Annotated in this window: 24 protein-coding genes and 1 pseudogene; 12 read left to right on the top strand and 13 right to left on the bottom strand. The window is 64.6% G+C overall.

What is annotated here, in order from left to right; translation table 11 throughout:
- Positions 1-76 precede the first annotated feature (76 nt).
- On the top strand, positions 77-547 hold the full coding sequence (locus F6X37_RS09455) for a pilus assembly protein (RefSeq protein WP_187611087.1): 471 nt from the start codon (positions 77-79) through the stop codon (positions 545-547).
- Between the two features lie 22 nt (positions 548-569).
- Entirely contained in the window at positions 570-1,001 is a 432-nt protein-coding gene (locus F6X37_RS09450; protein ID WP_018419513.1) for a type IV pilin protein, read from the top strand.
- 79 nt (positions 1,002-1,080) lie between these two features.
- Here F6X37_RS09450 and F6X37_RS09445 read toward each other — a convergent pair whose 3' ends face one another.
- From F6X37_RS09445 to F6X37_RS09435, 3 genes are all read right to left on the bottom strand, one after another.
- Positions 1,081-1,596: a DUF3318 domain-containing protein gene (locus tag F6X37_RS09445; RefSeq protein WP_187611086.1), complete on the bottom strand. Its 516-nt coding sequence runs from the start codon at positions 1,594-1,596 to the stop codon at positions 1,081-1,083.
- Between the two features lie 57 nt (positions 1,597-1,653).
- Positions 1,654-2,043: a phage holin family protein gene (locus F6X37_RS09440; RefSeq protein ID WP_090803186.1), complete on the bottom strand. Its 390-nt coding sequence runs from the start codon at positions 2,041-2,043 to the stop codon at positions 1,654-1,656.
- 131 nt (positions 2,044-2,174) lie between these two features.
- On the bottom strand, positions 2,175-2,477 hold the full coding sequence (locus F6X37_RS09435; protein WP_026225611.1) for a YqjD family protein: 303 nt from the start codon (positions 2,475-2,477) through the stop codon (positions 2,175-2,177).
- 348 nt (positions 2,478-2,825) lie between these two features.
- On the opposite strand from F6X37_RS09435, the gene F6X37_RS09430 reads away from it, so the two are divergent.
- On the top strand, positions 2,826-3,464 hold the full coding sequence (locus tag F6X37_RS09430; RefSeq protein WP_184055435.1) for a peroxiredoxin: 639 nt from the start codon (positions 2,826-2,828) through the stop codon (positions 3,462-3,464).
- Between the two features lie 74 nt (positions 3,465-3,538).
- On the opposite strand, the gene F6X37_RS09425 is transcribed toward F6X37_RS09430, so the two are convergent.
- Complete coding sequence (locus F6X37_RS09425) at positions 3,539-4,729, bottom strand: acyl-CoA dehydrogenase (protein ID WP_187611085.1); 1,191 nt, start codon at positions 4,727-4,729, stop codon at positions 3,539-3,541.
- Between the two features lie 94 nt (positions 4,730-4,823).
- Between F6X37_RS09425 and F6X37_RS09420 the strand changes: the two genes are divergently transcribed.
- A complete protein-coding gene (locus tag F6X37_RS09420) occupies positions 4,824-5,633 on the top strand; it encodes an IclR family transcriptional regulator (protein WP_187611084.1) in 810 nt (269 codons plus the stop codon).
- Between the two features lie 15 nt (positions 5,634-5,648).
- On the opposite strand, the gene F6X37_RS09415 is transcribed toward F6X37_RS09420, so the two are convergent.
- Positions 5,649-6,482 carry an EAL domain-containing protein gene (locus F6X37_RS09415; protein WP_184062236.1) on the bottom strand — a complete coding sequence of 278 codons (834 nt, stop codon included), beginning with the start codon at positions 6,480-6,482 and terminating at the stop codon, positions 5,649-5,651.
- 267 nt (positions 6,483-6,749) lie between these two features.
- On the opposite strand from F6X37_RS09415, the gene F6X37_RS09410 reads away from it, so the two are divergent.
- From F6X37_RS09410 to fahA, 3 genes are read left to right on the top strand one after another with little or no spacing between them, the layout of a single operon-like run.
- On the top strand, positions 6,750-6,896 hold the full coding sequence (locus F6X37_RS09410) for a hypothetical protein (protein ID WP_187611175.1): 147 nt from the start codon (positions 6,750-6,752) through the stop codon (positions 6,894-6,896).
- Positions 6,897-6,952: 56 nt separating this feature from the next.
- On the top strand, positions 6,953-8,299 hold the full coding sequence (gene hmgA, locus F6X37_RS09405; RefSeq protein ID WP_187611083.1) for a homogentisate 1,2-dioxygenase: 1,347 nt from the start codon (positions 6,953-6,955) through the stop codon (positions 8,297-8,299).
- A complete protein-coding gene (gene fahA / locus F6X37_RS09400) occupies positions 8,296-9,594 on the top strand; it encodes a fumarylacetoacetase (RefSeq protein WP_187611082.1) in 1,299 nt (432 codons plus the stop codon). The genes hmgA and fahA overlap by 4 nt, the downstream gene beginning before the upstream one ends.
- A gap of 107 nt (positions 9,595-9,701) precedes the next feature.
- Here the strand turns inward: fahA and F6X37_RS09395 are convergent, their stop codons facing one another.
- The 7 genes and pseudogenes from F6X37_RS09395 to F6X37_RS09365 all read right to left on the bottom strand — a co-directional run bounded on the left by F6X37_RS09395 (position 9,702) and on the right by F6X37_RS09365 (position 17,096).
- The gene (locus F6X37_RS09395; RefSeq protein WP_187611081.1) at positions 9,702-11,480 is read right to left on the bottom strand and encodes a PQQ-binding-like beta-propeller repeat protein; all 1,779 of its coding nucleotides are present in this window, start codon (positions 11,478-11,480) and stop codon (positions 9,702-9,704) included.
- 126 nt (positions 11,481-11,606) lie between these two features.
- Positions 11,607-12,768, bottom strand: a pseudogene (locus tag F6X37_RS09390) (MFS transporter).
- A gap of 74 nt (positions 12,769-12,842) precedes the next feature.
- Positions 12,843-13,397, bottom strand: a complete 555-nt coding sequence (locus F6X37_RS09385; RefSeq protein ID WP_090803198.1) for a hypothetical protein — start codon at positions 13,395-13,397, stop codon at positions 12,843-12,845.
- Complete coding sequence (locus tag F6X37_RS09380; protein WP_262419845.1) at positions 13,394-13,816, bottom strand: hypothetical protein; 423 nt, start codon at positions 13,814-13,816, stop codon at positions 13,394-13,396. The genes F6X37_RS09385 and F6X37_RS09380 overlap by 4 nt, the downstream gene beginning before the upstream one ends.
- A 613-nt stretch (positions 13,817-14,429) precedes the next feature.
- The gene (locus tag F6X37_RS09375; RefSeq protein ID WP_090805596.1) at positions 14,430-15,587 is read right to left on the bottom strand and encodes an MFS transporter; all 1,158 of its coding nucleotides are present in this window, start codon (positions 15,585-15,587) and stop codon (positions 14,430-14,432) included.
- A 198-nt stretch (positions 15,588-15,785) separates the two neighbouring features.
- On the bottom strand, positions 15,786-16,178 hold the full coding sequence (locus F6X37_RS09370; RefSeq protein WP_090803201.1) for an SRPBCC family protein: 393 nt from the start codon (positions 16,176-16,178) through the stop codon (positions 15,786-15,788).
- Between the two features lie 99 nt (positions 16,179-16,277).
- Positions 16,278-17,096 (bottom strand): crotonase/enoyl-CoA hydratase family protein, encoded by an 819-nt coding sequence (locus F6X37_RS09365; RefSeq protein WP_184062228.1) that lies wholly within the window; start codon positions 17,094-17,096, stop codon positions 16,278-16,280.
- A gap of 142 nt (positions 17,097-17,238) precedes the next feature.
- Between F6X37_RS09365 and F6X37_RS09360 the strand changes: the two genes are divergently transcribed.
- Positions 17,239-17,820: a plasmid fertility inhibition factor family protein gene (locus tag F6X37_RS09360; RefSeq protein ID WP_410451214.1), complete on the top strand. Its 582-nt coding sequence runs from the start codon at positions 17,239-17,241 to the stop codon at positions 17,818-17,820.
- 44 nt (positions 17,821-17,864) lie between these two features.
- Here the strand turns inward: F6X37_RS09360 and F6X37_RS09355 are convergent, their stop codons facing one another.
- Positions 17,865-18,860 (bottom strand): 2-hydroxyacid dehydrogenase, encoded by a 996-nt coding sequence (locus tag F6X37_RS09355; RefSeq protein ID WP_187611079.1) that lies wholly within the window; start codon positions 18,858-18,860, stop codon positions 17,865-17,867.
- 223 nt (positions 18,861-19,083) lie between these two features.
- Here F6X37_RS09355 and F6X37_RS09350 point away from each other — a divergent pair, with 223 nt between their 5' ends.
- The 4 genes from F6X37_RS09350 to F6X37_RS09335 all read left to right on the top strand — a co-directional run bounded on the left by F6X37_RS09350 (position 19,084) and on the right by F6X37_RS09335 (position 24,251).
- A complete protein-coding gene (locus tag F6X37_RS09350; RefSeq protein WP_090803207.1) occupies positions 19,084-20,307 on the top strand; it encodes a pyridoxal-phosphate-dependent aminotransferase family protein in 1,224 nt (407 codons plus the stop codon).
- 719 nt (positions 20,308-21,026) lie between these two features.
- Entirely contained in the window at positions 21,027-22,016 is a 990-nt protein-coding gene (locus F6X37_RS09345) for a carboxylate--amine ligase (RefSeq protein ID WP_262419844.1), read from the top strand.
- Positions 22,017-22,051: 35 nt separating this feature from the next.
- Complete coding sequence (locus tag F6X37_RS09340; RefSeq protein WP_187611077.1) at positions 22,052-23,305, top strand: NAD(P)-binding domain-containing protein; 1,254 nt, start codon at positions 22,052-22,054, stop codon at positions 23,303-23,305.
- A gap of 61 nt (positions 23,306-23,366) precedes the next feature.
- Positions 23,367-24,251 carry a polysaccharide deacetylase family protein gene (locus F6X37_RS09335; RefSeq protein WP_187611169.1) on the top strand — a complete coding sequence of 295 codons (885 nt, stop codon included), beginning with the start codon at positions 23,367-23,369 and terminating at the stop codon, positions 24,249-24,251.
- Positions 24,252-24,272: the final 21 nt, after the last annotated feature.

Here is a 24,272-nt window from a genome sequence, read left to right as displayed (position 1 = left end):
GCCAGGCGGAACAGCGAAACACTTAGGTTGGCGAAATTGTCAGGGCGGTGCCCGACGGGCGCATCAACGCGGCGTCGTGCTAGCCATCGTGCTGTTGATCTCGGCCATGATGCTCGCCACGTCCGCGATATGGTTCGAAACATCGCTCGCGGCCGCTCGCGCGGCGACCAATGTGCAGGGCTATCTGCAGGCTTTCCACGCGGCGGATTCGGCGCTGAGCTGGTGCGAGCGCAACGTGCTATCGGCAAGTGGCGACGCGCGCGATGCACCGCTCACATCCGGCGAGCCGACTCAATGGAGGCTTGAAACCGCGTTCGACGCAGGCGCCATCACGCCTGTGGCGCAATGGCCGGGATCATCGCGCGCGCCGCAATGCCTGATCGAGCCTTGGCGTCTCGCGAGTCGACCCAACGCCAGCGCTTATCTGCTGACCGCGCGCGGCTTCGGGCGGAGCAGCGAGTCGCAGGTCTGGTTGCAGAAGGAGGTCGTGACCGAAGATGGCGCGATCGAACGTCATTGGCGGCGCGTTGCAGCAAGACCATTCTGAGGAACGCACCGACTGGACACGTATGAAAAGGCCGAACACATCCGCATTCACGCTGCTCGAACTCGTGATCGCGCTCGCGATTGCCGCCACGCTCGCCGCGTTTGCGATCCCTTCGTATCGCAGCCACATTGCGCGCACGCATCGCATCGATGCGGCGTCGGCGTTATATCGGGCTGCGCAATTCGTCGAGGCCGCGGCGAGCGATGGGGCGCCGGCCTTGCCACCGGGTATCGATCAGGCGCCGCAGTTCGGCGCCCCGGTGTATCGCGTGCGCGTGCTGCCCGCGGACGACACGAACGGCGGCTATTCGATCGAAGCGGCGCCCGCGGAAGCGGGCCCGATGCGCGACGACCCGTGCGGCACGTTCACGCTAGATGCGACGGGTCAGCGAGGCAATAGAAACGATGCGAGCGGCGCGACGCCCACGAGCAGCGAATGCTGGAATACCAGTTAGCGGGTGATTGAAGTCCGACACACGCAACCTTGCGAGCGGGAGGTCCGATAGATTGCTGCCACTCGCAGCGGCCACGACCTCAATAGCCGCTTCGCAACGAATCGTCCTGCGCCGCCGGCGACTGCGCCGTAGCGGAAGCTGCCGCGGCCGCCCGCGCCGCCGCCGACTCGTTCTTCATCTGTTGCCAGATCCGGAACGCTTCCCACGCGCCGAGCGCAAGGCTGCCCCACTTGAGCGCGGGCTTCGCGCTCGCGACGACCCTCGCGCGCAGCGGTTTGGCGAGCAACAGCGAAGCGATCGAGCTGATGAACGGGTACTGCTTGAGCAACGCGCCGATCGTGCCCGCGTTGAGCACGCTCGCCTTTGGCCCTTTACCGACGCGCACGCCGCCAAAGCCGGGGATCACGAACCTGAGCCAGCTGAAATGCGTGACGGCCTGGCGCAGTTCGAAGGTGGCCCGTGCGAGCTCGACGCGCTCGACGTCCGCGCGCACGAGCAGCAATTCCTTGCGCAGCGCCCGCAGATGCGGCGCGCTCAGATCCTTCGACGGATGGCGCTTGTTACGAAAGGCGGTATCAGGACGGGAGGGGCTCATGGCGTGTCGGCGGCAGTGAGGGTGAGGCGATGGATCGGATGCAGACGAACTTTCCCATCAGTCGCGGCTGCGAAACGCTTCGCGATCCTTTTCGAACTCCGCGATGGTCGTTTCGAATACCATCGGCGCGTTGCGCAAACCGCTGCGCGCCTTCAGCGCACAGGCGAGCCCGGCAATCGCGTAGACCGCGGTGATGCCGGCAAGCGCCTGCCATCGGTAGGTGTCCCAGAAGGCAATGGCGACGAGTGCGGTCAACGCGATCAAGGCCATCGTGGCGAGCATCGTCGCGGCAAGACCGAGAAACAGCACGCCGAGCAGGCGGTCTTTTTCCTCGGCGAGTTCGATGCCCACCAGTTCGAGCCGCGTCTGCAGGATCGCAAACACGGAACTGAGAATACGGCGCAACGGGCTGCGTTCTGCGCGCTGCGAGTGTGTTTCGGTCGTCATGGCTGTGGGCGTTGCGCGTGAGGGCCTGGCCGGCGCGTGCGCGCCAGCAGAAGGGGACCGGCGAGGCTCGCGCCGGTCCGCCCGTGTCGCCGGTGCGCCGGACATGCCTGCTCCGGCGGCCTCACCGGCCTTTACTTGCGATTGATCAGCAGACCGACCACCACGCCGATGCCCGCGGCGATGCCGATCGACGCCCACGGATGCTCGTGCACGTAGTCGTCGGTGGCGCGAGCGGCCTTCTTGCCTTTTTCGACGACCACGACCTGAACGTCGGCTGCCTTTTCTTTCGCCTGCTTCAGGCGCGTCAGCGCGGTTTCGCGCAGTTCCGACGCGCGTTCGCCGGTAGCGCTCGCGGCCTGTTTCAGCAGGTCTTCAGCGTCCGCGAGGACGGTTTTGATATCCGACATCAATCTCTCCTTGTTGACTTCCGACATTGACAGCTCCCTTTGTCTCACGCTACGCGTAAATCGTAACCAAAGAAACGGTCGCTGGCGAGCATAGTGCCGGTTGCATGCCGCCGCTGCACGATTCGTTCCCGCCAGCGCGTGGCGTCAAGACACCCGTTTGAGGGCGCTCTGCTCCAGACCGGTATCTGGATTGAGTTGATCTGTCCCGCAAAGTTTCCGTCAAACGGGAGAAAATTACAAAAACACATAAAGTACTGACGCGATGTTGGTTCGCCATGTACCACCGCGGCCTTATGCTTTATCGTGACTGGCCGCCGCGGGCACACGCCCGCGACCTTATCCGGATACCTTCCGAATACCTACAGGAGATGCACTATGAGTCTACGTCTTGGCGACATTGCGCCGGATTTCGAACAGGAGTCGAGCATTGGCCGCATCAGGTTTCACGAGTGGCTCGGCAATAGCTGGGGCGTGCTGTTCTCGCATCCGGCCGACTTCACGCCGGTCTGCACCACCGAGCTGGGCCTGACCGCGAAGCTCGCGGGCGAGTTCGAAAAGCGCAACGTGAAGACGATCGCGTTGTCGGTCGACAGCGCGGAGTCGCACAAGGAGTGGATCAAGGACATCAACGAGACGCAGGCCGCCAACGTCGGTTTTCCGATTCTCGCGGACGGCGATCGCAAGGTCTCCGGGCTGTACGACATGATTCACCCGAACGCGAACGAAACGTTCACGGTGCGTTCGCTGTTCGTCATCGATCCGAACCGGAAGGTGCGTCTGATCATCACGTACCCGGCGAGCACCGGCCGCAACTTCGATGAAGTGCTGCGCGTGATCGATTCGCTGCAACTGACCGACAGTCACTCGGTCGCGACGCCGGGCAACTGGAAGCAGGGCGATGACGTCGTGATCGTGCCGTCGCTGAAGGACGAGGAAGTCATCAAGCAGAAATTCCCGAAGGGCTACAAGGCGTTGCGTCCGTACCTGCGCCTGACGCCGCAGCCGAACCGGTAAGCGGCGCGGCATGAACCAGAAAGCCGGTTCGAAGGAACCGGCTTTTTTGCATTATCGATACACCAGCATCGGAATCAGAAGAACGCCTGAATACCGGTCTGCGCACGGCCGAGGATCAGTGCATGAACGTCGTGGGTGCCTTCGTAGGTGTTGACGACCTCGAGGTTCACCAGATGACGCGCGACGCCGAACTCGTCCGAAATGCCGTTGCCGCCGAGCATGTCGCGCGCGAGGCGGGCGATGTCGAGCGCTTTGCCGCACGAATTGCGCTTCATGATCGAGGTGATTTCGACCGCGGCCGTGCCTTCGTCCTTCATGCGGCCGAGGCGAAGTACGCCTTGCAGCCCGAGCGTGATCTCGGTCTGCATGTCGGCGAGCTTCTTCTGGATCAGCTGGTTCGCGGCGAGCGGCCGGCCAAATTGCTTGCGATCGAGCACGTACTGACGCGCGATGTGCCAGCACGCTTCAGCCGCGCCGAGCGCGCCCCAGGCGATGCCGTAGCGCGCCGAGTTCAGACACGTGAACGGACCGCGCAGGCCGCTGACACCCGGCATGATGTTCTCTTCCGGCACGAACGCTTCGTCGAGCACGATTTCGCCGGTGATCGACGCTCGCAGACCCACCTTGCCGTGGATCGCCGGTGCCGACAGACCCTTCCAGCCCTTCTCGAGAATGAAGCCGCGGATGTTGTCCTGGCCGTCTTCCTCGAGCTTCGCCCACACGACGAACACGTCGGCGATCGGCGAATTGGTGATCCACATCTTCGAGCCCGACAACGAGTAGCCGCCATCGACCTTCTTCGCGCGCGTGACCATGCTGCCTGGATCGGAGCCGTGGTTCGGCTCGGTCAGGCCGAAGCAGCCGATCCACTCGCCGCGCGCGAGCTTCGGCAGATATTTTTCCTTCTGCGCGTCCGAGCCGAATTCGTAGATCGGCACCATCACCAGTGACGACTGCACCGACATCATCGAGCGATAGCCGGAGTCGACGCGTTCCACTTCACGCGCGATCAGCCCGTACGCGACATAGTTCAGACCGGGGCCGCCGTACTGTTCGGGAATCGTCGGACCGAGCAGGCCAAGCTCGCCCATTTCGCGAAAGATCCCGATATCGGTCTTTTCGTGGCGGAACGCCTCCAGCACGCGCGGCAGCAGCTTGTCCTGCGAGTAAGCCGCAGCGGCATCGCGCACCATACGTTCGTCTTCGGTGAGCTGCTGATCCAGCAGCAACGGGTCTTCCCAGTGAAACTGCGCGGCTACGGCCATGACGTATCTCCTGATTTCTCGCTCAGAACCCGCTTGACTAGGGTTCCGCTTTGCGAAACAATGTTTTGCAAATGACGCCCGAGTGTATCACCCTATGACGCCGCCATCCACTTTCTCCGCTTCGCTCGACGAACGCAAATTCGTCGTCGCCCTTGCTCGCGGGCTGGACCTGTTGCGCGCGTTCCGGCCAGGCGAGACGATGCTCGGCAATCGGGATTTCGTCGAACGAACGGGTCTGCCGAAGGCAACCGTGAACCGGCTCGCCTACACGCTGACCGTGCTCGGCTATCTGCGGCTGGACGAAAGACACGGCAAATATGCGCTCGACGCGGGCGTGCTGTCGCTCGGTTTCGCGCTGCTGTCGGGCACCGACATGCTCGAACTGGCACGCCCGCACCTGCGCAGCCTGGCGCGCGAGGTCGGCGCGGCGGTCTCGCTCGGGTGCCGGGACGGGCTCGACATGGTGTATCTGGAGACGATTCGCAGCGAAACCGCATTGACGCTCGGCCTGGCATCCGGCTCGAAACTGTCGATGCTGACGAGCTCGATGGGCCGCGCCTATCTCGCCGTGCAGCCGCCCGACGCGCGTACCGCGTTACTCGCGGAACTGAAAAAAGCGGCTGGCAGAGTGGGGGCGATGCTCGTCGCCGAAGCCGAACAGGAGATCGCCGCGTTCGCGACCGAGCGATGCTGCTACTCGTTTCGTGCGTGGCATGACGACGTGAACGCAGTCGCGGTGCCGTTTCGCGAGCCGCGCGAAAACCGCTGGCTCGTGCTCAGCTGCAGCGGGCCGGCGTCGTCGATGGGGGAGGAAGTGTTTCGCGAGAATGTCGCGCCGCGCCTGAAGGCGCTCGCGGCGCGGCTGGGGGAGCCGGCTGAGGTAATGCCGGGGCGCCCCGGCTAACGGGCCCACACCGGGTCACGCCGCCCGGTCGTGATAATGCGCGTTGAATAATGGCCCTTGCACGAACCGCACGTCGTACTGCTGTAGCGCGGAGAATTGCGCCTCATCCATCACGCGATTGAAAATCAGCGGCACCCGCAGCCGGCCCGCGTAGCCGACGAGCGGCTTCACGGTCGCGTCGCGCAATGCGGCCGCCGCATCCATCTTGATGAAGTCGAGCCGCGCGGTTTCGGATACCGACAGGATCTGCCCCGCGTTCGACAGATTGCCCGCCACCTTGAACCCGTAGTGCTGATAGCTGCGCGTCAGATAGCCCAGGAACGTCTTGTGTGCGACCGCCGCCGCCGGCAACTCGATCACGATGCGCGTCGGACTCAAATTGAACGAGGTCAGCACGCTCGAAAAATGCCGGCCGTGGTCGTACTTCACGCTCTTCAACAGCCTCTCGTGCACCCGCAGAAACAGCAACCCATGCCGTTGCGGGCCGAAGAAGTTGATTGCGTGCAGCGCGCGCGACATGCGGTCTAGCGCGACCAGCTGCTGATCGTCGGCGATGTTGTCGAACGGATCGAACACCTCGAATGGCGGCGCGTCGAGCCGGTGCGTGACCGCCTGAAAGCCGAGCTCATCACCGAAGCGGTCGACCCCTTCCGCGCCGCATGACAGCGACTGCGCAAGCCCGTGCACGCTGATGTCGAAGATCGGCTCGTAGGCACTCGTGAGCTCGATGCCATCGAAATGTGCGAGCGCGATGCCGGCGTGCCCGCCTTGTCCCATTGCCAGATGCTCGCCGAGAAACGGGTGATGAGCGGCGCGGGCGATCAGATCGGGGATGGTCGGCGAAATCATGAAGGCAAATGAAAGGCGACGATGAACGCGCACCGGGCGCGTGGCAGCGCGACGCGATGGCCGCATTCACTGATGGTAGCAGTACGCGCCCTGCGCAGATTAACAAAATGCTCATATCGTTATTGGCCTCACGCTTATCGGCCGGGGCTGAGCGCGGAATGACGAGGTTCGCCGGCGTGTTTCCAAGGGTATACGTTAGTTTCACTATTCGTAATTCGTTTTACTATTCGTAAAATACAATTTTAGCCAGCCAGAGGGGACGACCCAATGCTGATCGCGTTGAACTGGTCGAATGCCGCGCTGTTTCATGCGGCGGCGCTGCCGGTGCTGTGCTCGGCGCTGCTGGTGGTCGTGCTCGCCGGTGCGACGCGGCAACCCAGCCGCGCGTCCGAAGCGGAGCCGGCCTGCGCCTGACTGCAAAGATCACGTATCAACCGGGAAAGAATCGAGCAACTCGCGGAGAACCTTGTATGGATACCTCAACACGTACGCCGGCCGACGAACGCCTGCGTCCTGAAATCGAGCCCGGCTATCAGTCGGGGTTCGCGAATGAATTCGCGACCGAGGCATTGCCGGGCGCGCTGCCGACCGGCCGCAATTCGCCGCAACGCGCGGCCTATGGTTTGTATGCCGAACAGATTTCGGGCACGGCGTTTACGGCGCCACGCGGTCACAACCGTCGCTCGTGGCTGTACCGGATTCGTCCGGCGGCCATGCACAAGCCGTTCACGTCGATGCCGTCGGAGCGGCTCGTCGCGAACTTCGCCGAGGTGCCGCCGACGCCGCCGAACCAGCTGCGCTGGGACCCCCTGCCGATGCCCAGCGAACCGACCGATTTCATCGACGGCTGGGTCACGATGGCGGGCAACGGCTCGGCCGAAGCGATGAGCGGTTGCGCGATCCATCTGTACGCGGCGAACCGCTCGATGCACGATCGCTTCTTCTACAGCGCCGACGGCGAACTGCTGATCGTGCCGCAACAGGGGCGCCTGCATATCGCGACCGAAATGGGCCGAGTCGACGTCGAGCCGTTCGAGATCGCGGTGATTCCGCGCGGCGTGCGCTTCGCGGTCAGCCTGCCGGACGGCAGCGCGCGCGGGTATATCTGCGAGAACTTCGGCGCGCTGCTGCGTCTGCCGGAACTGGGGCCGATCGGCTCCAACGGTCTCGCGAATCCGCGCGATTTCCTGACGCCGCACGCCGCATACGAAGACCGCGAAGGCGCATTCGAACTCGTCGCGAAGATGAACGGCAATCTGTGGCGCGCGGACATCGGCCATTCGCCGCTCGACGTGGTCGCATGGCACGGCAACTATGCGCCGTACAAATACGACCTGCGCCGCTTCAACACGATCGGCTCGATCAGCTTCGACCATCCGGATCCGTCGATCTTCCTCGTGCTGCAATCGCAAAGCGACACGCCGGGCGTCGATACGATCGACTTCGTGATCTTCCCGCCGCGCTGGCTCGCCGCCGAAGATACGTTCCGGCCGCCCTGGTTCCATCGCAACGTCGCGAGCGAGTTCATGGGCCTCGTGCATGGCGTCTACGACGCGAAGGCCGAGGGCTTCGTGCCCGGCGGCGCGAGCCTGCACAACTGCATGACGGGCCACGGCCCGGACGCGGACACGTTCGAGAAGGCGTCGCATCTCGATACCTCGGTGCCGAAGAAGGTCGACGACACGATGGCCTTCATGTTCGAGACCCGCACGCTGATCAAGCCGACGCGCTTCGCGCTCGAAACCGCGCAACTGCAGGCGCATTACTACGAGTGCTGGCAAGGCCTCAAGAAACACTTCAATCCGGAGCAACGATGAACGCGGTGAACGATCTCCAGGCGACGCTCGATGCGTCGCGCAAGAGCTGGATCGAGTCGGCCAACGACCCGGCTGGCGACTTCCCGATCCAGAACCTGCCGTTCGGCATTTTCAGCGACCGTGGCAACGACGTGCGTCGCGTGGGCGTCGCGATCGGCGATCAGATCGTCGATCTCGCCGGATTGCAGGCCGCGGGTCTGCTGAACGTGCCGGCGCACAACGTGTTCGCGCGCGATGCGCTGAACGATTTCCTCGCACTTGGCCGCGACGTGTGGCGCAGCGTGCGTATCCAGCTGAGCCAACTGCTCGCGCGCGACACCGCGACGCTGCGCGACGATGCCGCGTTGCGCGCGAAGGTGCTCGTGCGCGCGGCTGATGCGCGTCTGCATCTGCCGGTGCAGATTCCGGGCTACACGGATTTCTATTCATCGAAGGAACACGCGACCAATGTCGGCGCGATGTTCCGAGATCCGAAGAATGCGCTGCTGCCGAACTGGTCGGAGATGCCGATCGGCTACAACGGACGGGCGTCGTCGGTGGTCGTGAGTGGGACGCCGGTGCGTCGTCCCAATGGTCAGCTGAAGTTGCCCGACCAGGAGCGTCCGGTGTTCGGCGCGAGCCGCAAGCTCGATATCGAACTGGAGACGGGTTTCATCATCGGCGGCGGCAATGCGCTGGGCGAGCCGATCGCGTGCGAGGACGCGGAGGCGCACATTTTCGGCATGGTGCTGCTGAACGACTGGAGCGCGCGCGACATCCAGCAATGGGAATACGTGCCGCTCGGCCCATTCAATGCGAAGACCTTCGCGACGACGATCTCACCGTGGGTCGTCACGCTCGACGCGCTCGAACCCTTCCGCGTCGCGCAGCCGGTGCAGGAGCCAGAGCCGCTCGCCTATCTGCGGCATCGAGGAAAGCATGCGTTCGACATTCACCTCGAAGTGACATTGCGTGCGCAACCCGCGCGGCAAGCGAGCACGATCGCGCGGACCAACTTCAAATACATGTACTGGACGATGGCGCAGCAGCTCGCGCATCACACGGTGGCGGGCTGCAATACGCGGGTGGGCGACCTGATGGGCTCGGGGACGATCAGCGGGCCGACCGAGGATTCGTACGGCAGCCTGCTGGAGCTGACGTGGAACGGCAAGAAGCCGCTGGCGTTGAAGGAGGGCGGCACGCGCACGTTCATCGAGGACGGCGATGAGTTGACGCTCGTCGGCTGGTGCCAGGGCGACGGGTATCGCGTGGGGTTCGGCGCGTGTGCCGCAGAGATTCTGCCGGCGCGAGGGTGAGCGCGCGGCAGTCACGATGAGCGAGGGCCGGCGCGGTATGCCGGCCCTCGTCGTTTGTGCGAGACCTTGGGCATACCGTGTCGCAATGAATCGGCGCGTCGTCCGCTTCACCCACCCAGCAACCCGAATACGGCCACCCCATTCGTCGTGCCGACATACACCTTGCCGTTTGCGATCAATGGTGTGATGAACTTGTTGCCCGTGCCGAACTGATCGCGCGTGCCCATCTGGTTGCTGTTGTACAGCTCGTTGAGCGTGATCGGGTCGAACGCATGCAAGGCCGCGACGGTGCCGTTTTCGGCGGCCCACACGATGCCGTTCGTGGTGCCGTTCGCCGAGATGCTCGGCGTCGTCCCGGGATAGGCGAACGTCATCGCGCTTTGCGCGGTCGGTGTGATCGACAGCTTCGCGTTGGTCACGGTGAACGCCTTCAGATGATCGCCGACCGAGCCGAAATACACGCGCCCGTTGAAATAGGCGGGCATGCCGAACTCGCCGCCGGCCAGCTGCGCGGGAATCTCCTGATAGATGTTGTCGGCCGCCGGGTTGAACTTGCCCATCGAGTCGCGATTCAGCACGTAGATGGTGCTGTCCTTGCCCGCGCCGAGCGTCAGATGCTGTACGGTGCCGTTCGCGTCGGTCAGGTCCGGCAGCACCAGTGCGCCGCCGGAGCCGAGGTCGATGTCGTCGTGGGCCTCCTGCACGACGTTCGTCATCGCGAAGTAGTCGGCCACCGACAGGCCTCCCGCCGTGCCGAGCTTCAGGAACGTATTGCCGAAATCCTTGCTGGCGGGGAAGCCGCTCGACGTCATCGTCGTGTCGAACGTGCCGTTGGCATCGAGCAGATAGATCGACGAGCCGTCCGACGCCGGTCCCGCGCCGCTCATCCAGATCGCGCCGCCGATGCCGTTAGGCGTCAGGTTGAGCACGGTGGTCTGCTGCAACGTGTCGGCGCCGTAGCCCATGATCCAGCCCGTATAGCCGCCGTCGTCGCAGTGCGAGGTCCACGTCGTGTAGACCGTGTTGCCGAGCAATAGCAGCCCCGCGCGCTCCGCGTACAACGACGTGGTGAACGGCACGACGCCGTTCGTATTACCCGCGCCGCTGCCTGGGTAAGAGGCGGCGACTTCGGCGGGACCGTTCAGCAGCTCGGCGCCGGTCGCGAGGTCGAGCGCGTGAATGCGATGATGGTAGCCGCCGGCCGCGTCCTTCGACATCGCGACGACGTAGATCGTGCCGTGCGTGCCGCGCGAACGGTCGATCACCGGTGTCGAGGTGATGCCGATGGTGTTCACGATCTGGCTGCAGCCGAGGTCGTCGCTCGGGGTTTCGCCGGTGCCGAGTGTGCGCACCTGCCACAGGGTCGCGCCGGTGTCGGCATCGAATGCGTACACACTGTCGTTCTCGGTCGCGACATACAGCACGTTGTGCGTGCCGCCCGCGATCGCCAGCGCAGCGACGAATAGCGGCTGCGCGTCGACCTTGCCGTCGACGCTAAAGAAGCCGACTTTGCCGAACGTCGAAGCCGCCACGTTGGCGGGCGTCAGCGTGGTTTCGCCGAGGTTCTGGCCGGTGCGCGCGATGTCGTCGTGATAGGTGAGCACGTCGCGCACGGCTGCCGCCGATGTGCCGCCCATCGGGGTGCCCGAGCCGCCGGTGCTACCGGTGGTGGTGCCGCCGCTCGTGGTGCCACCGCTGGTGGTGCTGCCGCCGCTCGCTGCGGCCGGGGCCGATGCGCCGGAAGCGCCGCTGCCGCCGACGCTCCCGCCCGTCGGGGCACTGCTGTTTCCGCCTCCGCCGCCTCCACAGTTCGCCGCGACGATCGCGGCTACCGCGATCGCCGTGCCCAACAGGCTGGCACGGAGCAACAGGCGCATCGAGACCATGGCGGACTCCCCGTTGCTTGCGGCGGCGCCACGAAATATGGGCCGTTCGTCGAGTGTCCGCGCAACGTGGGTTGAGATTATCACCCTGCGTATAGATCGTAAAAGCCAGCAATTAGCGTCTATTCGTCAACTCGGCGCCTGCAGCGCGATCCGCCGACGCTCCCACCACGCCGCCGCCAGAAACGCGAGCGCCGCGCACAACAGCACGCCGACCACCGCTTCGTGGCCGACCGTTTTCATCAACGCGCCGGCGACGAGCGGACCGCCGAAGCTCGCCGCGCTCCACAACGCGCCGACCAGCGAACTCGCCGACACCAGCGCGACACCGCGAAAGCGCTCGCCGCAGGCCACCAGCGACAGCGTGTAGATCGCGCCCGCGGCCGCGCCGAGCACGTACAGCAGCGGCCAGCGCAGCCACGGCGAGCCGACTGCCCACGGCAGCAGCGGCAACAACGCGACGACCACGATGCCGCAGCCGATATGCACACGTTCGCGGCCGAGCCGGTCGGCGAGCCAGCCGATCGGAAACTGCATCGTCGTATCGCCGAGCAGCAGCGCCGACGCGAACAGCACGGCCACTTCGCTCGACATGCCATGCGACATCGCGAACAGCGGCAGCAGCGATAGTGCGATCGGGTCGAACAGCGCGAAGAAGCCGGTGCCGATCACGCGCGCGGGCATGCGCGGCAGTACGCGGCGCCAGTCGCCGTGCCCGGCGTGTTCGTCGCTCGATGCGTGCGGTGTGGCACGGATCGTCGCGAGCAGCGGCAACGCAAGCAGGAATATCGCGCCCCACAGCAGGAACCGTCCCTGCGTGAAGCCCGCGATTTGGCTCACCAGCACCGGGCCCGACATCTGGAACAGCGTGAAGTTGGTCGCGTAGATCGCGATCACGCGGCCGCGCGACGCATCGTCGGCGAGCTGGTTGACCCACGCTTCGCCGATCGTGAACAGCAGCATCAGCGCCGCGCCGCACAGCACGCGCAGCAGCGCCCATAGCCACAGGTTCGCGGTGAGCTGCATCAATGCGGTCGCGCAAGCAACCACCAGCACCGCGCCGACGATCACCTGGCGGCCACCGAAGTGCGCCGCGATCCAGCCGGCGAGCGGCACCACGGCGAGACCGCCGCCCGCCTGCGCGGCGGTTCAACAGACCGACCGCGTCGGTGCCGTAACCGGCTTGAGCGAGCGCCAGAGCGGTGAGGGGAAGGGTGGCGCCGCTGCCGAGTCCGACGACAGCGACGCTCAGGATCAGCGCGAGGAAATCGCAGGTGAAGATGACTTTCATCGGCGGGGATGCTACTACGCGTGTGGGTCGCGCGTATCTTTGCCGCGAGATTTGCTCGATCTCGTGTGCGATCCTTACTCGATAGGCGCGGATTTGCTGCTCCGCGGCGGTATCGTCAGACCGTGCAGACGAATCTGCGTGAGGCGCTTGTCGTCAGCGACGCCGATCGCGAGCGCTGGCGCGATACCGTACCAGTGAGACACGGGGCCCCACGACAGGTAAAGGGTGCCGTCACGAGGCTCGTAAACGATCACCGGTGGTTCCATGTCGTCCGCATGTCCGTGCTCGTCGAATTCTGTCTCGATGTGCGGAGTTCTGTCGGTCGGGTCTGTGAGTGGTTCAGACATGCGGACCGTCCACCGCTCGGGATTCGTGTAAAAGTCCAACCGGGTCAACCGGCGATGCTGATCGAGAAGCATCGACAAGGTGCCCGCCGTCAGGACATAGGAAGGTGTGCCGATGCCGAAGCGCACGTCCAGCAAGTCGCTGAGACTGCTTTGCGGTTCCCGCGGCGAAGGCAAAGGTGAATAGTTGACCTCGCAGAACAGCGTGGAGCTTTCTTCATCCCACCGCACCGTGGCGGAAACGCCGGTGGCAGGGGCAGTCGTGTAGACGGTGGGATGCTTCATGGAAGAGGTTTATAGGCAAAGTGCAGAACGGTGTAGTCGCTCTCCCGCACGACGACTTCGAGCATATATGCTGTGCCATTGCGCGTGATTGGATAGGTGTATTGAAACACGCCAGTGTGCCCTGCGGGGTCGGTGGCACGTTTGCCATATTTCAGGGTGAGGCGAAGGATGTGAACGGGTACATAGCGTCCGGGATTTCCCATATGCGCGAGCGGTGCAGCGGCAAAACGCAAAGGCCGCTGCATCAGCGCATGGTATCGCGTACGTAAACGAAACAGCGTGGTCCGGTCGATCGCGGAGCCTACTCCTCTTATCCCTGCTCGCGTGATGCCTCGAGTGCCAGCCGTCCAGATGCCACCGACGAGAAACAGCACGTCGAGCGGATCGATCAGAGGGGCTTCCAGCGGCTTTTCGCTCAAGGACTCCCCGCCGTCCAATGTATAGATACGGAATACGCCGGCTACTTCCTTCTTGTATCCAATGATGCAGCCGAGGTCTTCGTCGAAAATGGCCTTTGCATCACGTGGAACGGTGGGTGGGCGGGCGTCGAAGAGAGCCCTGACTGTCGGTCTTTTACCATTCCAGGCAAACGACGATTCGGAGACTGTTTAAGGAAACGGCGTGGACATGTGTGGATAAACTGCCTGGCTCGAAATCGATGACAGCGGTCACGATTTGCTGTCACCGTCGGACGCGTTTGTGCGTCGCCGTCGAACTTGCGTGCGTTGAGAATTGGTGAGCCGACAACCTGGCACGATGGTCCGCACGCCGCGCCCGTCACTGCACGTCGCGAAAGCTGTGTTCGCGGAAAAGCGTGAGTGGAAGCGGGTATTGGCCTCGGCGCCCGGCTCAAGATCTGTTGCAGATCATTTCCACTCGCTGGCTGAAATGCTGTCGAACGAGGCTCTTACCCTCAGAGCCGCTCGTCGTTGCTGGCGGACATCGAATACCGGTGCATCGGCGCGGAACAGCGGCTGTCGCGCGCCGGAATGGAATACCCCATTTCGCGCATCGTCAATATGCCCGGCAAGCTCACCCCGCCACCGCCACCCGCCGCTCGATCGACACCGACCACAACGTCAACAACAGCGCGCCGAGCGCGGTCGCGACGCCGACCCACGGCAGCGTCGTCAGCGGTGCGCCGGCGCCGATCGCCATGCCGCCGAGCCATGCGCCGGTCGCGTTGCCGAGGTTGAACGCCCCCTGATTCAGCGTCGACGCCAGATTCGGCGCGTGGCTCGCCCGATCGACGATCAGCATCTGCAGCGGCGGCACGATCGCGAATGCGAGCACCCCCCACACGAACACGGTCAGCATCGCCGGAGTGCGCGCGTGCATCGTGCCCGCGAACACGCACAGGATCACGACGATCGCCATCAGGAACGCGACCAGCGAGGGCATCAGCCGCCAGTCCGCGAGCTTGCCGCCGAGCGTGCTGCCGACCGTCAGGCCGAGGCCGAACAAGAGCAGCACCAGGGTGACCGCGTGCGGCGTGAAGCCGGTCACGTCTTCGAGAATCGGCGTGATGTAGGTGAAGGTCGAAAACAGGCTCGCCGACGCGAACACGCTGATACCGAGCACCATCAGCACCTGCGGGTTCTTCAGCACGCTGAATTCGCGCACGAGGCTCGCCTTGTGCATCTCGATCTTCGCGGGCAGGCACACCGCGAGCGCGGCCGCCGCCAGCACGCCGATGCCGGTCACGGCCCAGAAAGTAGCGCGCCAGCCGACCGCCTGGCCGAGCGCGGTGCCGAGCGGCACGCCGAGCACGTTGGCGAGCGTGAGGCCGGTGAACATCAGCGCGATTGCCTGCGCGCGGCGATTCGGCGCGACGAGCCCGGCTGCGACCACCGAGCCGATGCCGAAAAACGCGCCGTGGCAGAACGCGGTGACGATGCGCGCGGCCATCAGCACCGCGTAGCCGGGCGCGATCGCGCACAGCAGATTGCCGACGATGAACACGCCGATCAGGCTCATCAGCGCCTTCTTGCGCGGCATGTTGGCAACCGCGATCGCGACGATCGGCGCGCCGATCGTGACGCCGAGCGCATACGCGGACACCAGCATGCCAGCCGCCGGAATCGACACGGACAGATCGCGCGCGACATCGGGCAACAGGCCCATGATGACGAACTCGGTGGTACCGATTCCAAACGCGGCAACGGCAAGGGCAAGCAGAGGCAATGGCATGGCGATGATGGGGTGTGACGCGTGAAGCGGCGCGAACAACGGGCGTCGGGCGGGCGATTCCGAAGGCGGAAACGCGGTCGCCGGCCAGGGAAAAACAGTAGGGGATTCTACCTAAGTCAAATCTGGCTTGCAGGCTGTCCGGAAAGCTGTTGTTTTTTGTGGAACGCGGCGGCGGGAGCCCGAGCCGCCGGGCGGCGTTCAGCGCCGCGCGAGGTTGCGCCCGAGTGCCGCGCAGCCCGCATCCGTCAGCGCTTCGACCACGTTGCTGCGATCGTCGGGCTTGAAGTCGGCGATCCAGATCACGCGGCAATGTGCGGACGTGTCGGCCACGACCTGCAGCGTCGCATGATGATGCTCGAAGCGCCCGCCGCCCACCGAGTAGGCGAGCCGCATGTGGGCATCGTCGACGGCAATCACGCGTTCCTCGACCACGGTGCCGTCGGCGAAGGTGACCCAGCGCAGGTCGCCTTCCATGCGCGCCGCGATCAGCACGCCCGCGAATACGCGGGCGACCCCGGCGGGATCGCGCAGCGCGGCCCACGCATCGGCCGCGGTGGTTGCCACGGCGATTTCCCGGTAGATCGTCGCCATCGCATTTCCTCCTGTTCGTTTCGGGCAACCCAGGTCTCGTGCGCGCGGGGGTGTCGCGACCGGCGATTGCAAACCTGTCACCGATCGCGCGGCGCCGTCTTATCCGCGATCCGCGTTGAACGTGTCGCCATGACGGCCCGCGCCGGACACAAAGCGCGCCGCGCCCGCCACGCCCTCGGCGAAGACCGCCGCGTAGCCGCCCGCGCCTTCGCGCCGCAATGCCTCGGCGAGATCGTCCAGCGTGCTGTTCTCGAGCGCGGAGCGACGATCGGCGAGCAGCGCCGCCTGCGGAAACGCGGCGAGCTCCGCGGCCAGTTGCTCGGCAGCCGCGCGCGCTTCGCCCTTCGGCACCACGCGGTTGGCGAGCCCGAACGAAAGCGCCTCGCGCGCATCGACCGCGCGGCCGGTCAGGATCAGATCGAGCGCACGCGACAGACCGATCAGTCGCGGCAGCCGGATCGTGCCGCCGTCGATCAGCGGAATGCCGACACGCCGGCAGAACACGCCGAGCACCGCATCTTCCTCGACGACGCGCAGGTCGCACATCGCGGCAAGCTCGAGCCCACCCGCCACCGCATAGCCGGCGATCGCGGCGATCACCGGCTTGCTGAAGCATGTGCGTGTCGGTCCCATCGGCCCCGGGCCGCTGCCGTCCGCGTGCAGCTCATTGCGGCGCGGCGCGTCGGCGAGCGCGCCTAGGTCCGCGCCCGCGCAAAATGTGCCGCCCGCGCCGAACAGCACGGCCGCGTGCCACGCCGGCTCGGCCTCGAAGCGGCTGAACGCAGCGCTCAACGCCTCGGCCACCTGCCGATCGACCGCATTGCGCCGCGCGGGCCTCTCCAGCACGATCGTAGCGACGCCGTTGCCGTCATTCGACTCGATTCGCACATGGTTATTAAAATATTGGAAGGCTATCATCGTTATGTGTACCTGAAGGGTATCTGAAGCTCCCCGCTTGCCTGTCGATCAGGCAGTGTTGCCATGCGCTCATGCAGCATAATTAATCCGGTAGGCTGTCATGTTTCCGTCACGTCCGGCTCGTAGCGTTAGCGCTCTATTAATGCTCTGGCGTCCTGCCGCCAGCTTGCCGAGCCTGCCTTTGTCCCTGCCTTTGCCCAATTCATCGCCGGCCCCCGCCCCGGGCTACGCCGAAGCTGTCTGGATCGTGCCGTTGCACGAGCATGCGTGGTACGACCATGTGCGTCTGAAGCGCGTCTTCGTCGCCGACGGCACACGTCACCAGGTCGTGCTCGTCGATCTGCGCAAGCTGCTCGTGTGCGCGAATCGCGACAACACCGATTACGTGCTGAAGCCGGTCGCCGAATGGCACGCGGGCAAGGTCCGCGGCATTCGCGAGTTTCTCGATCCCGACAGCCCGCGGATTCCGCAGATGCCCTACGTGACGATCTCCACGCGTCGCGCGCCGGGATTGCTCGGCTGGGTCGGCATCGAGCGCGAGGGGGTGGTGGCGTTTCGCAACGGCCAGCATCGCGCGCGCTATCTGGCCGAAGCGGGCGCGCGCTGGTGTCCGGTCGAAGTGCACGAGCGCGAGGCGGGATTGCTGCGTGAGCTGTGCGGCGCGGCCGATGATGCCCGCACCGCGATTCGCGCGACCCAGTCGGGCAGCGACAGCGACGTCTAACTTTCGCGGTCCGCGGCAATTCGCGTACGCCTGGGTTATCACGGCTACCCCGCTTGCACGACGTTGCGCGGCGTGCCCGCCTGCCACGCCGCGATGTTCGCGAGCGTGGTCTGCGCGATCTCGGTCATCGCCTCGCGCGTGAAGAACGCCTGGTGCGCGGTGACGATCACGTTCGGAAACATCAACAGACGCGCGAGCACGTCGTCCTGTAGCGGCAGATTCGAATGATCCTCGAAGAAGATGCCGCCTTCTTCCTCGTACACGTCGAGCCCGAGATGGCCGAGCTGGCCGTCCTTCAACGCGCCGATCAGTGCGTTCGCCTCGACGAGCCCGCCGCGCCCGGTGTTGATCAGCATCGCGCCGCGCTTCATCTTCGCCAGCGCGGCGCGGTCGATCAGGTGATAGGTGTCGGGCAACAGCGGGCAATGCAGACTGACGACGTCCGATTCGGCGAGCAAGGTATCGAGCGGCACGTAGCGCGCGCCGAGCGCGAGCAGTTCGTCGGCCGGCGGCTCCGGATCGTAGGCGAGCACCTGCATGCCGAAGCCCGCCATGATGCGCGCGAACACCCGGCCGATGATGCCCGCGCCGATCACGCCGACCGTCTTGCCATGCAGGTCGAAGCCGAGCAGCCCATGCAGCGAGAAGTCGCCTTCGCGCGTGCGCGCGACCGCGCGCGGCAGGCGCCGGTTCAGCGCGAGAATCAGCCCGGCCGCATGTTCGGCGACCGCGTACGGCGAGTAGGCCGGCACGCGTGCGACCGGCATGCCGAGCCGCTCGGCCGCCGCGAGGTCGACGTGATTGAAGCCCGCCGAGCGCAGCGCGATCATGCGCGTGCCGCCCGCATGAAGCCGTTCGAGCGTGGCGGCGTCGACGCTGTCGTTGACGAACGGGCAGACCACGTCGTAGCCATGCGCGAGGATCGCGGTCTCGCTGTCGAGAGGGGATTCCTGGAAATGCAGTTCATAGCCATGCGCGGCATTGGCCTCAGTGAATGTATCGACGTCGTATTGACGACTGCTGAACAGGATCGTGCGCATATCGGGCTCCTAAGAAGCTGTTTCTCGATGTTAGGCGACTTCGCGAATGAAAGAGTAGGGTGATGTGGTGAACGCGGGTACCGCTCGCGCATGACGGCTGGCTACCTTGGCCAAAAAACTTGCGCGATCGCGCGGTTCGGTGAATGATCGGACGAACGGCCTCGAGCGGCGTGCCTGCCGCGAGGCCGTTCGTTCCTTTGCGCTTCACATTCATACACCAATCATGCCGACTTCAACCTCTACTACCGTTGCTTCGTCCGTCCCCTGTCCAATTGTCGAATCACTCGACGCCATCCTTCCCGAAGAACCGCTGCTGATGATGGGCGCCGGCCCCGTGCCGATTCCCGCCGCGGTCGCGAAGGCCAATGCGATCGTGATCAACCATCTGGGCGGCACGATGGCGAAGGTGGTGAACCAGGTGAAAACGATGGCGCGCTACGTGTTCCAGACGCAGTCGAAGTGGGTGCTCGGCGTCGCGGGACCGGGATCGGGCGCGATGGAGATGGCGATCTCCAATCTCGCGTGGGAAGGCACGCGCATGCTGTGCATCAAGAACGGCTTCTTCAGCGACCGCATGGGCGAAATGGGCCGGCGCGTCGGCGCGCGCGTGAGCATGCTCGAAGTCGCGGACCGCACGGTCGCGAGTCTGGACCAGATCGCCGACGCGCTACGCCGCGAGCGTCCCGAGGTCGTCACGGTCGTGCAGGGCGAGACCTCGAACACCGTGTGGAATCATCATCTGAAAGACATTGCCGCGCTTGCGAAGGAAGCGGGCGCGCTCGTGATCGTCGACGCTGTCTGCACGCTGAGCACGATGCCGCTCGAAATGGATATCTGGGGCATCGACGCGGTGATCACCGGCGGCCAGAAGGGCTTGTCATCGATTCCGGGCGTGTCGCTGATTGCGTTTTCAGACGCGGCCTGGGCGCGGGTCAAAGGCCGCACGGCGCCCAATACGCACTGGTGCCTCGATGCGTCGCTGGCGGAAAACTTCTGGCACAACGCCGGGTATCACTACACGGCGCCGGTGTCGGGCGTGCTCGCGCTGCACGAGGCGCTGCGGCTCGTCTGCGCGGAGACGCTGGAGAAGCGCTTCGCGCGCCATCTGAAATGCTCGCTCGCATTGCAACAAGGCGTCACCGCGATGGGCCTGCAACTGTATGCGCCGGAGAATTGCCGCCTGAATTCGGTGGTCGGCATCGAAGTGCCGGACGGCCTCAGTCCCACCGACGTCTGCGCGCATATCTCGCGGCAGCATCAGGTGGAAATCTCCGGCTCGTTCGGTCTGCCGATCGTGCGTATCGGCCAGATGGGCGAACAGTGCCGCGAGCACAACCTGTTTCGCACCGTGCATGCGCTGGGCCGCACGATGGTCGATCTCGGCGTCAACGTCGATCTGCCGGCGGGTGTCGCGGCGCTCGAGCGCGGCTTGAGCGAAGGTAAATAAGCATTTTTCCGATGCGCTACGAATAGCATTCGCAGCGCATATCTTTTGTGCGATCCAGCACTTTATAGTCCCATTAGAAAGTTTTTTTCCGCCATTATTGTGTTGCAATAAATTAATGCTTCGCAACGTTTTTACATAACAATGGCGAAATCGTCCAAACCCTTACGGAATAAGGCTCTGCGCCTTTCTAAAGGGTTTTCTTCCTTTCTTACTTTCTATTGTTCTCTGTGCGCCGGCGCACGTATCGAGATCAGGCCGAAACGTAAAGTAGGTCAAGGCAAGAGCAGCGCAATGCTCACGCTGCGGTAAATCGCAAGACCATGATTCGACACACGGCGCGTGCCAGGACGTGCCTGCCGCGCTCATGCATGCATGCCGCCGGAACCAAGCTTTAACGCCAAAGCGCCCCCGCGAGGCAACAAAAAAGGATTTCTATCCGATTCGATAATTCGATCGCGTGGAGTCTCGAAGACTGTCTTCGAGGGTCCACGCACGTACGAAGCAAGGATATCGACACTATGGCGAGCGCATACGACTCAGGTCAATCGGCAGGGGTTATCGTTGGAGCAGAGTTGAACGGACTGGGGGTGGCGCGGTCGCTCGCGCAGGCCCGCGTTCCGGTTGTCGCAGTCGATACGAGGACCCGCGCGGCGACGTGGTGCCGACACGTTCATGCGCATCAGGTAAAGAGTTTTGTCGGGAAAATATTCGTTGATGAAATGATCGAACTCGGCAAGCGGTTCGATCGTCTGCCAGTTCTGATTCTGACCGACGAAGACGCGGTGCATGCGGTGTCGGAAAATCGGGCGGCTTTGTCGCACTGGTATCGGTTCCGCTTGCCGGCCGACGACACCGTCAAGATGTTGTCGAGCAAGGCGCGCTTTCACGAATTCGCGCAGCGGCATGGCTTTCCGGTGCCGCGCTCGGTCGTGCTCGACAAGCTTGCCGACATCGAACGGCTGGCCGAATTGCGCTACCCGTGCGTGCTGAAACCGGACGACAAGCGCAACGTGCTGCGCGGCGAGAAAGAACGCGCGGTGCGCGTCGACACGCTGCAGCATGCACGCGATCGCGCTATCGCGATGCTCGCGACGCCGGGCGGCATCATCGCGCAGGAGTGGATCGAGGGGCCTGACAGCAACATCCACTTCACGCTGTTCTATCGCGGCGCCGACGGCAACATGGTCAGCATGTTCACCGGCCGCAAGGTGTTGAGCTCGCCGCCGGGTGTCGGCAATACCGCGATCTGCGTGGCCGCGCCCGAAGCGCGCGGGACGCTCGAACCGCTGACGCGGCGCTTCGCCGAGCTGGCCGGTTTCGACGGCATGGGCAGCATCGAGTACAAGTGGGACGACAACTACAACGAGTTCGTGATGGTCGAGCCCACGGTCGGCCGCACGGACTGGCAGGAGGAGATCGCGACGCTGTGCGGCGTCAACATTCCGCTTGCTGCGTACCGCCATGAACTCGGCCTGCCATTGCCCGTCGAGCGCCTGAGCCGGCAACCGGTTGCGTGGCGCGCGACGTTTTCCGACCGGCCGCCGCCCGAATTGCTGAGCGAGCGCACGAAAATTTTCGATGGCTATTTCCGCTGGAACGATCCGCTCCCAGCGTTGCAGCACTATGTCGTGATGAATCCGCTGCGACGCATGAAGCGCAGCTGGAAAAAAGCGATCAGGGCGCCCGAGTCGCATCAGGCCAAAGCCTGACGCTGGCAACGAAAGCCGTTCCCCTGGAGACCAGCATGTCTTTGACCGATACCATCATCATTGGCGCGGGGCCCTACGGGTCATCTCTTGCCGCGCATCTGAAGGCCGCCGGCGTGGATCACCAGATCCTCGGGGAACCGATGGGAGCGTGGCGCAACTACATGCCGCCCGGCATGCTGCTGCGCTCCGAGGCTTTCGCGTCGAGCCTGCACGCGCCGCGCAGCGGCTTTACCGTCGAAGACTACTGCCGCCTGACAGGACTGCCTTACCAACCGCTCGGCATGGCGCTGCCGCTCGAAACCTTCGTCGAGTACGGGCTGTGGTTCCAGTCGAATCTGGTCGGCGAAATCCAGCCGGTCGACGTGCTCGCATTGCGCCGCGTCGGCGATCAGTTCCAGCTGTCGCTGAGCGACGGCCGCTCGCTCGCCGCGCGCAGAGTCGTGATCGCGCTCGGCCTGAAGGGCTTCGCGCAAACCCCGCCGGCGCTGCGGGACTTGCCGGCGCAATATGCGTCGCATTCGGAGCTGTATGGGAACCTCGAGTGGGCGCGCGGCAAGGACATTGCGATCGTCGGCGGCGGGCAGTCGGCGCTCGGGCTGTCCGCGCTGCTCAACGAGCTCGGCGCGCGCGCCCATGTGCTGATGCGCGAGAGCAGCGTGGTGTGGCATGAGCGGCCGCACGGCGGTCGCAACATCCTGTCGCGCATCAAGGGGCCCGACGCGGGACTGGGGCGCGGCTGGCGCTCGCTGTTCCTGTCCGAATTTCCCGGCGTGTTCCACATGCTCGACCCGCGACGCCGCAAGCAGATCATGGAGCACACGTACGGCGCGTCCGGCGCGTGGTGGCTGCACGATCGCGTGGTCGGCAAGGTGCAGATCTCGCATCGCACCGTGGTGCGCTCCGCGGCGATCGAAAACGACCGCGTCGTACTGAACGTGCTGAGCGATGGCAAGCAAGCGCGGGTGAGCGCCGATCACGTGATCGCCGCGACCGGTTTCAAAACCGACATGCGGCAGCACGCGTTCCTGTCCAAAGATCTGGCCGACGCGATTTCGAATCAGGGCGGCATGCCCGATCTGACGTCGCACTACGAAACGCGCGTGCGCGGCCTCTATGTGATCGGACCCGCGTGCGCGCACAGCTTCGGGCCCGTGATGCGCTTCGTCTATGGAACCAAGCACGCGTCGCCGACCGTGGCGCGGCACATTATCGGTTCGTTGAAAGCGGGTGCGCGGCAACGCACGTGGCCCGTCGCCCATGCACCCATGCCGGAGCGCTCAGGTGAATAAGACCCAAGCAACGGGCGCGTCTGCGCGCTCGCACCTGTCCGACAGCGACCGCGGGCGCCGCATGAAGCGCTACAAGACGCTCGTGAAGGAGATGCTCGCGGGCTTCGTCCTGATTTCGGGTCTCGCGTGGTTCACGCGCAAGGTGCTGTGGCGCGATCGCGTGGCCGTGCTGCTTTATCACGATCCCGATCCGGACACGCTCGACCGTCACCTGACTTATCTCGGCAAGCTGTGCGAGTTCGTGCCGTTGACCGACGTCAGCGCGCCCGGCCGCGGCCGGCCACGCGTGGCGATCACGCTCGACGACGGCCACGCGGGCAACGCGAAGCTGTTGCCGGTGTTCATCAAGCACAACGTGCGCCCGACGATCTTCCTGTGCAGCCGCATTGTCGGACGGCCGCGCAGTCACTGGTGGCTGCATCCGGGCTCGCTGCGCGTCGGCCATGAACGTCTGAAGCGGATGACGAACGACGAGCGCCTCGCCGCGCTGGCGGCCCAAGGCTACCAGCAGGACGGCGACGACCGGCCGACCGGCCTGTCGATCGAAGCGATGCAGGCGATGCGCGAGCACATCGACTTCCAGGCGCATACGCGCTTCCATCCGATCCTCACGCATTGCAGCGATGCTGAAAGCGAGGCCGAAATCCGCGACAGCCGCCATGAGATCGCGGCGCTGCTGCAACAACCGTGCGAACACTTCGCGTATCCGAACGGCAATTACGGCGAACGCGAAGTGGAGTTCGTGCGGGCCGCGGGCTTCAAAACCGCGCGCACCTGCGACATCGGCTGGAACGATCAGCACACCGATCCGTACCGGCTGCGCACGATCATCATCGACGATGCGGCATCGACGCTGCGCTTCGCGGCGCAATTGAGCGGCATTGCGCTGTTTCTGCGCTATCTGCGCGAGGGTGGAGGCTGGCGCGGCAAGTTTCCGCAGTTTTGAACAGAGGGAGCGCCTGGACGA

It is taken from the genome of Paraburkholderia sp. 31.1 (genome assembly GCF_014397645.1).
GTDB classification, from domain to species: domain Bacteria; phylum Pseudomonadota; class Gammaproteobacteria; order Burkholderiales; family Burkholderiaceae; genus Paraburkholderia; species Paraburkholderia tuberum.
This window is presented reverse-complemented; position numbering and strand designations above follow the sequence as displayed.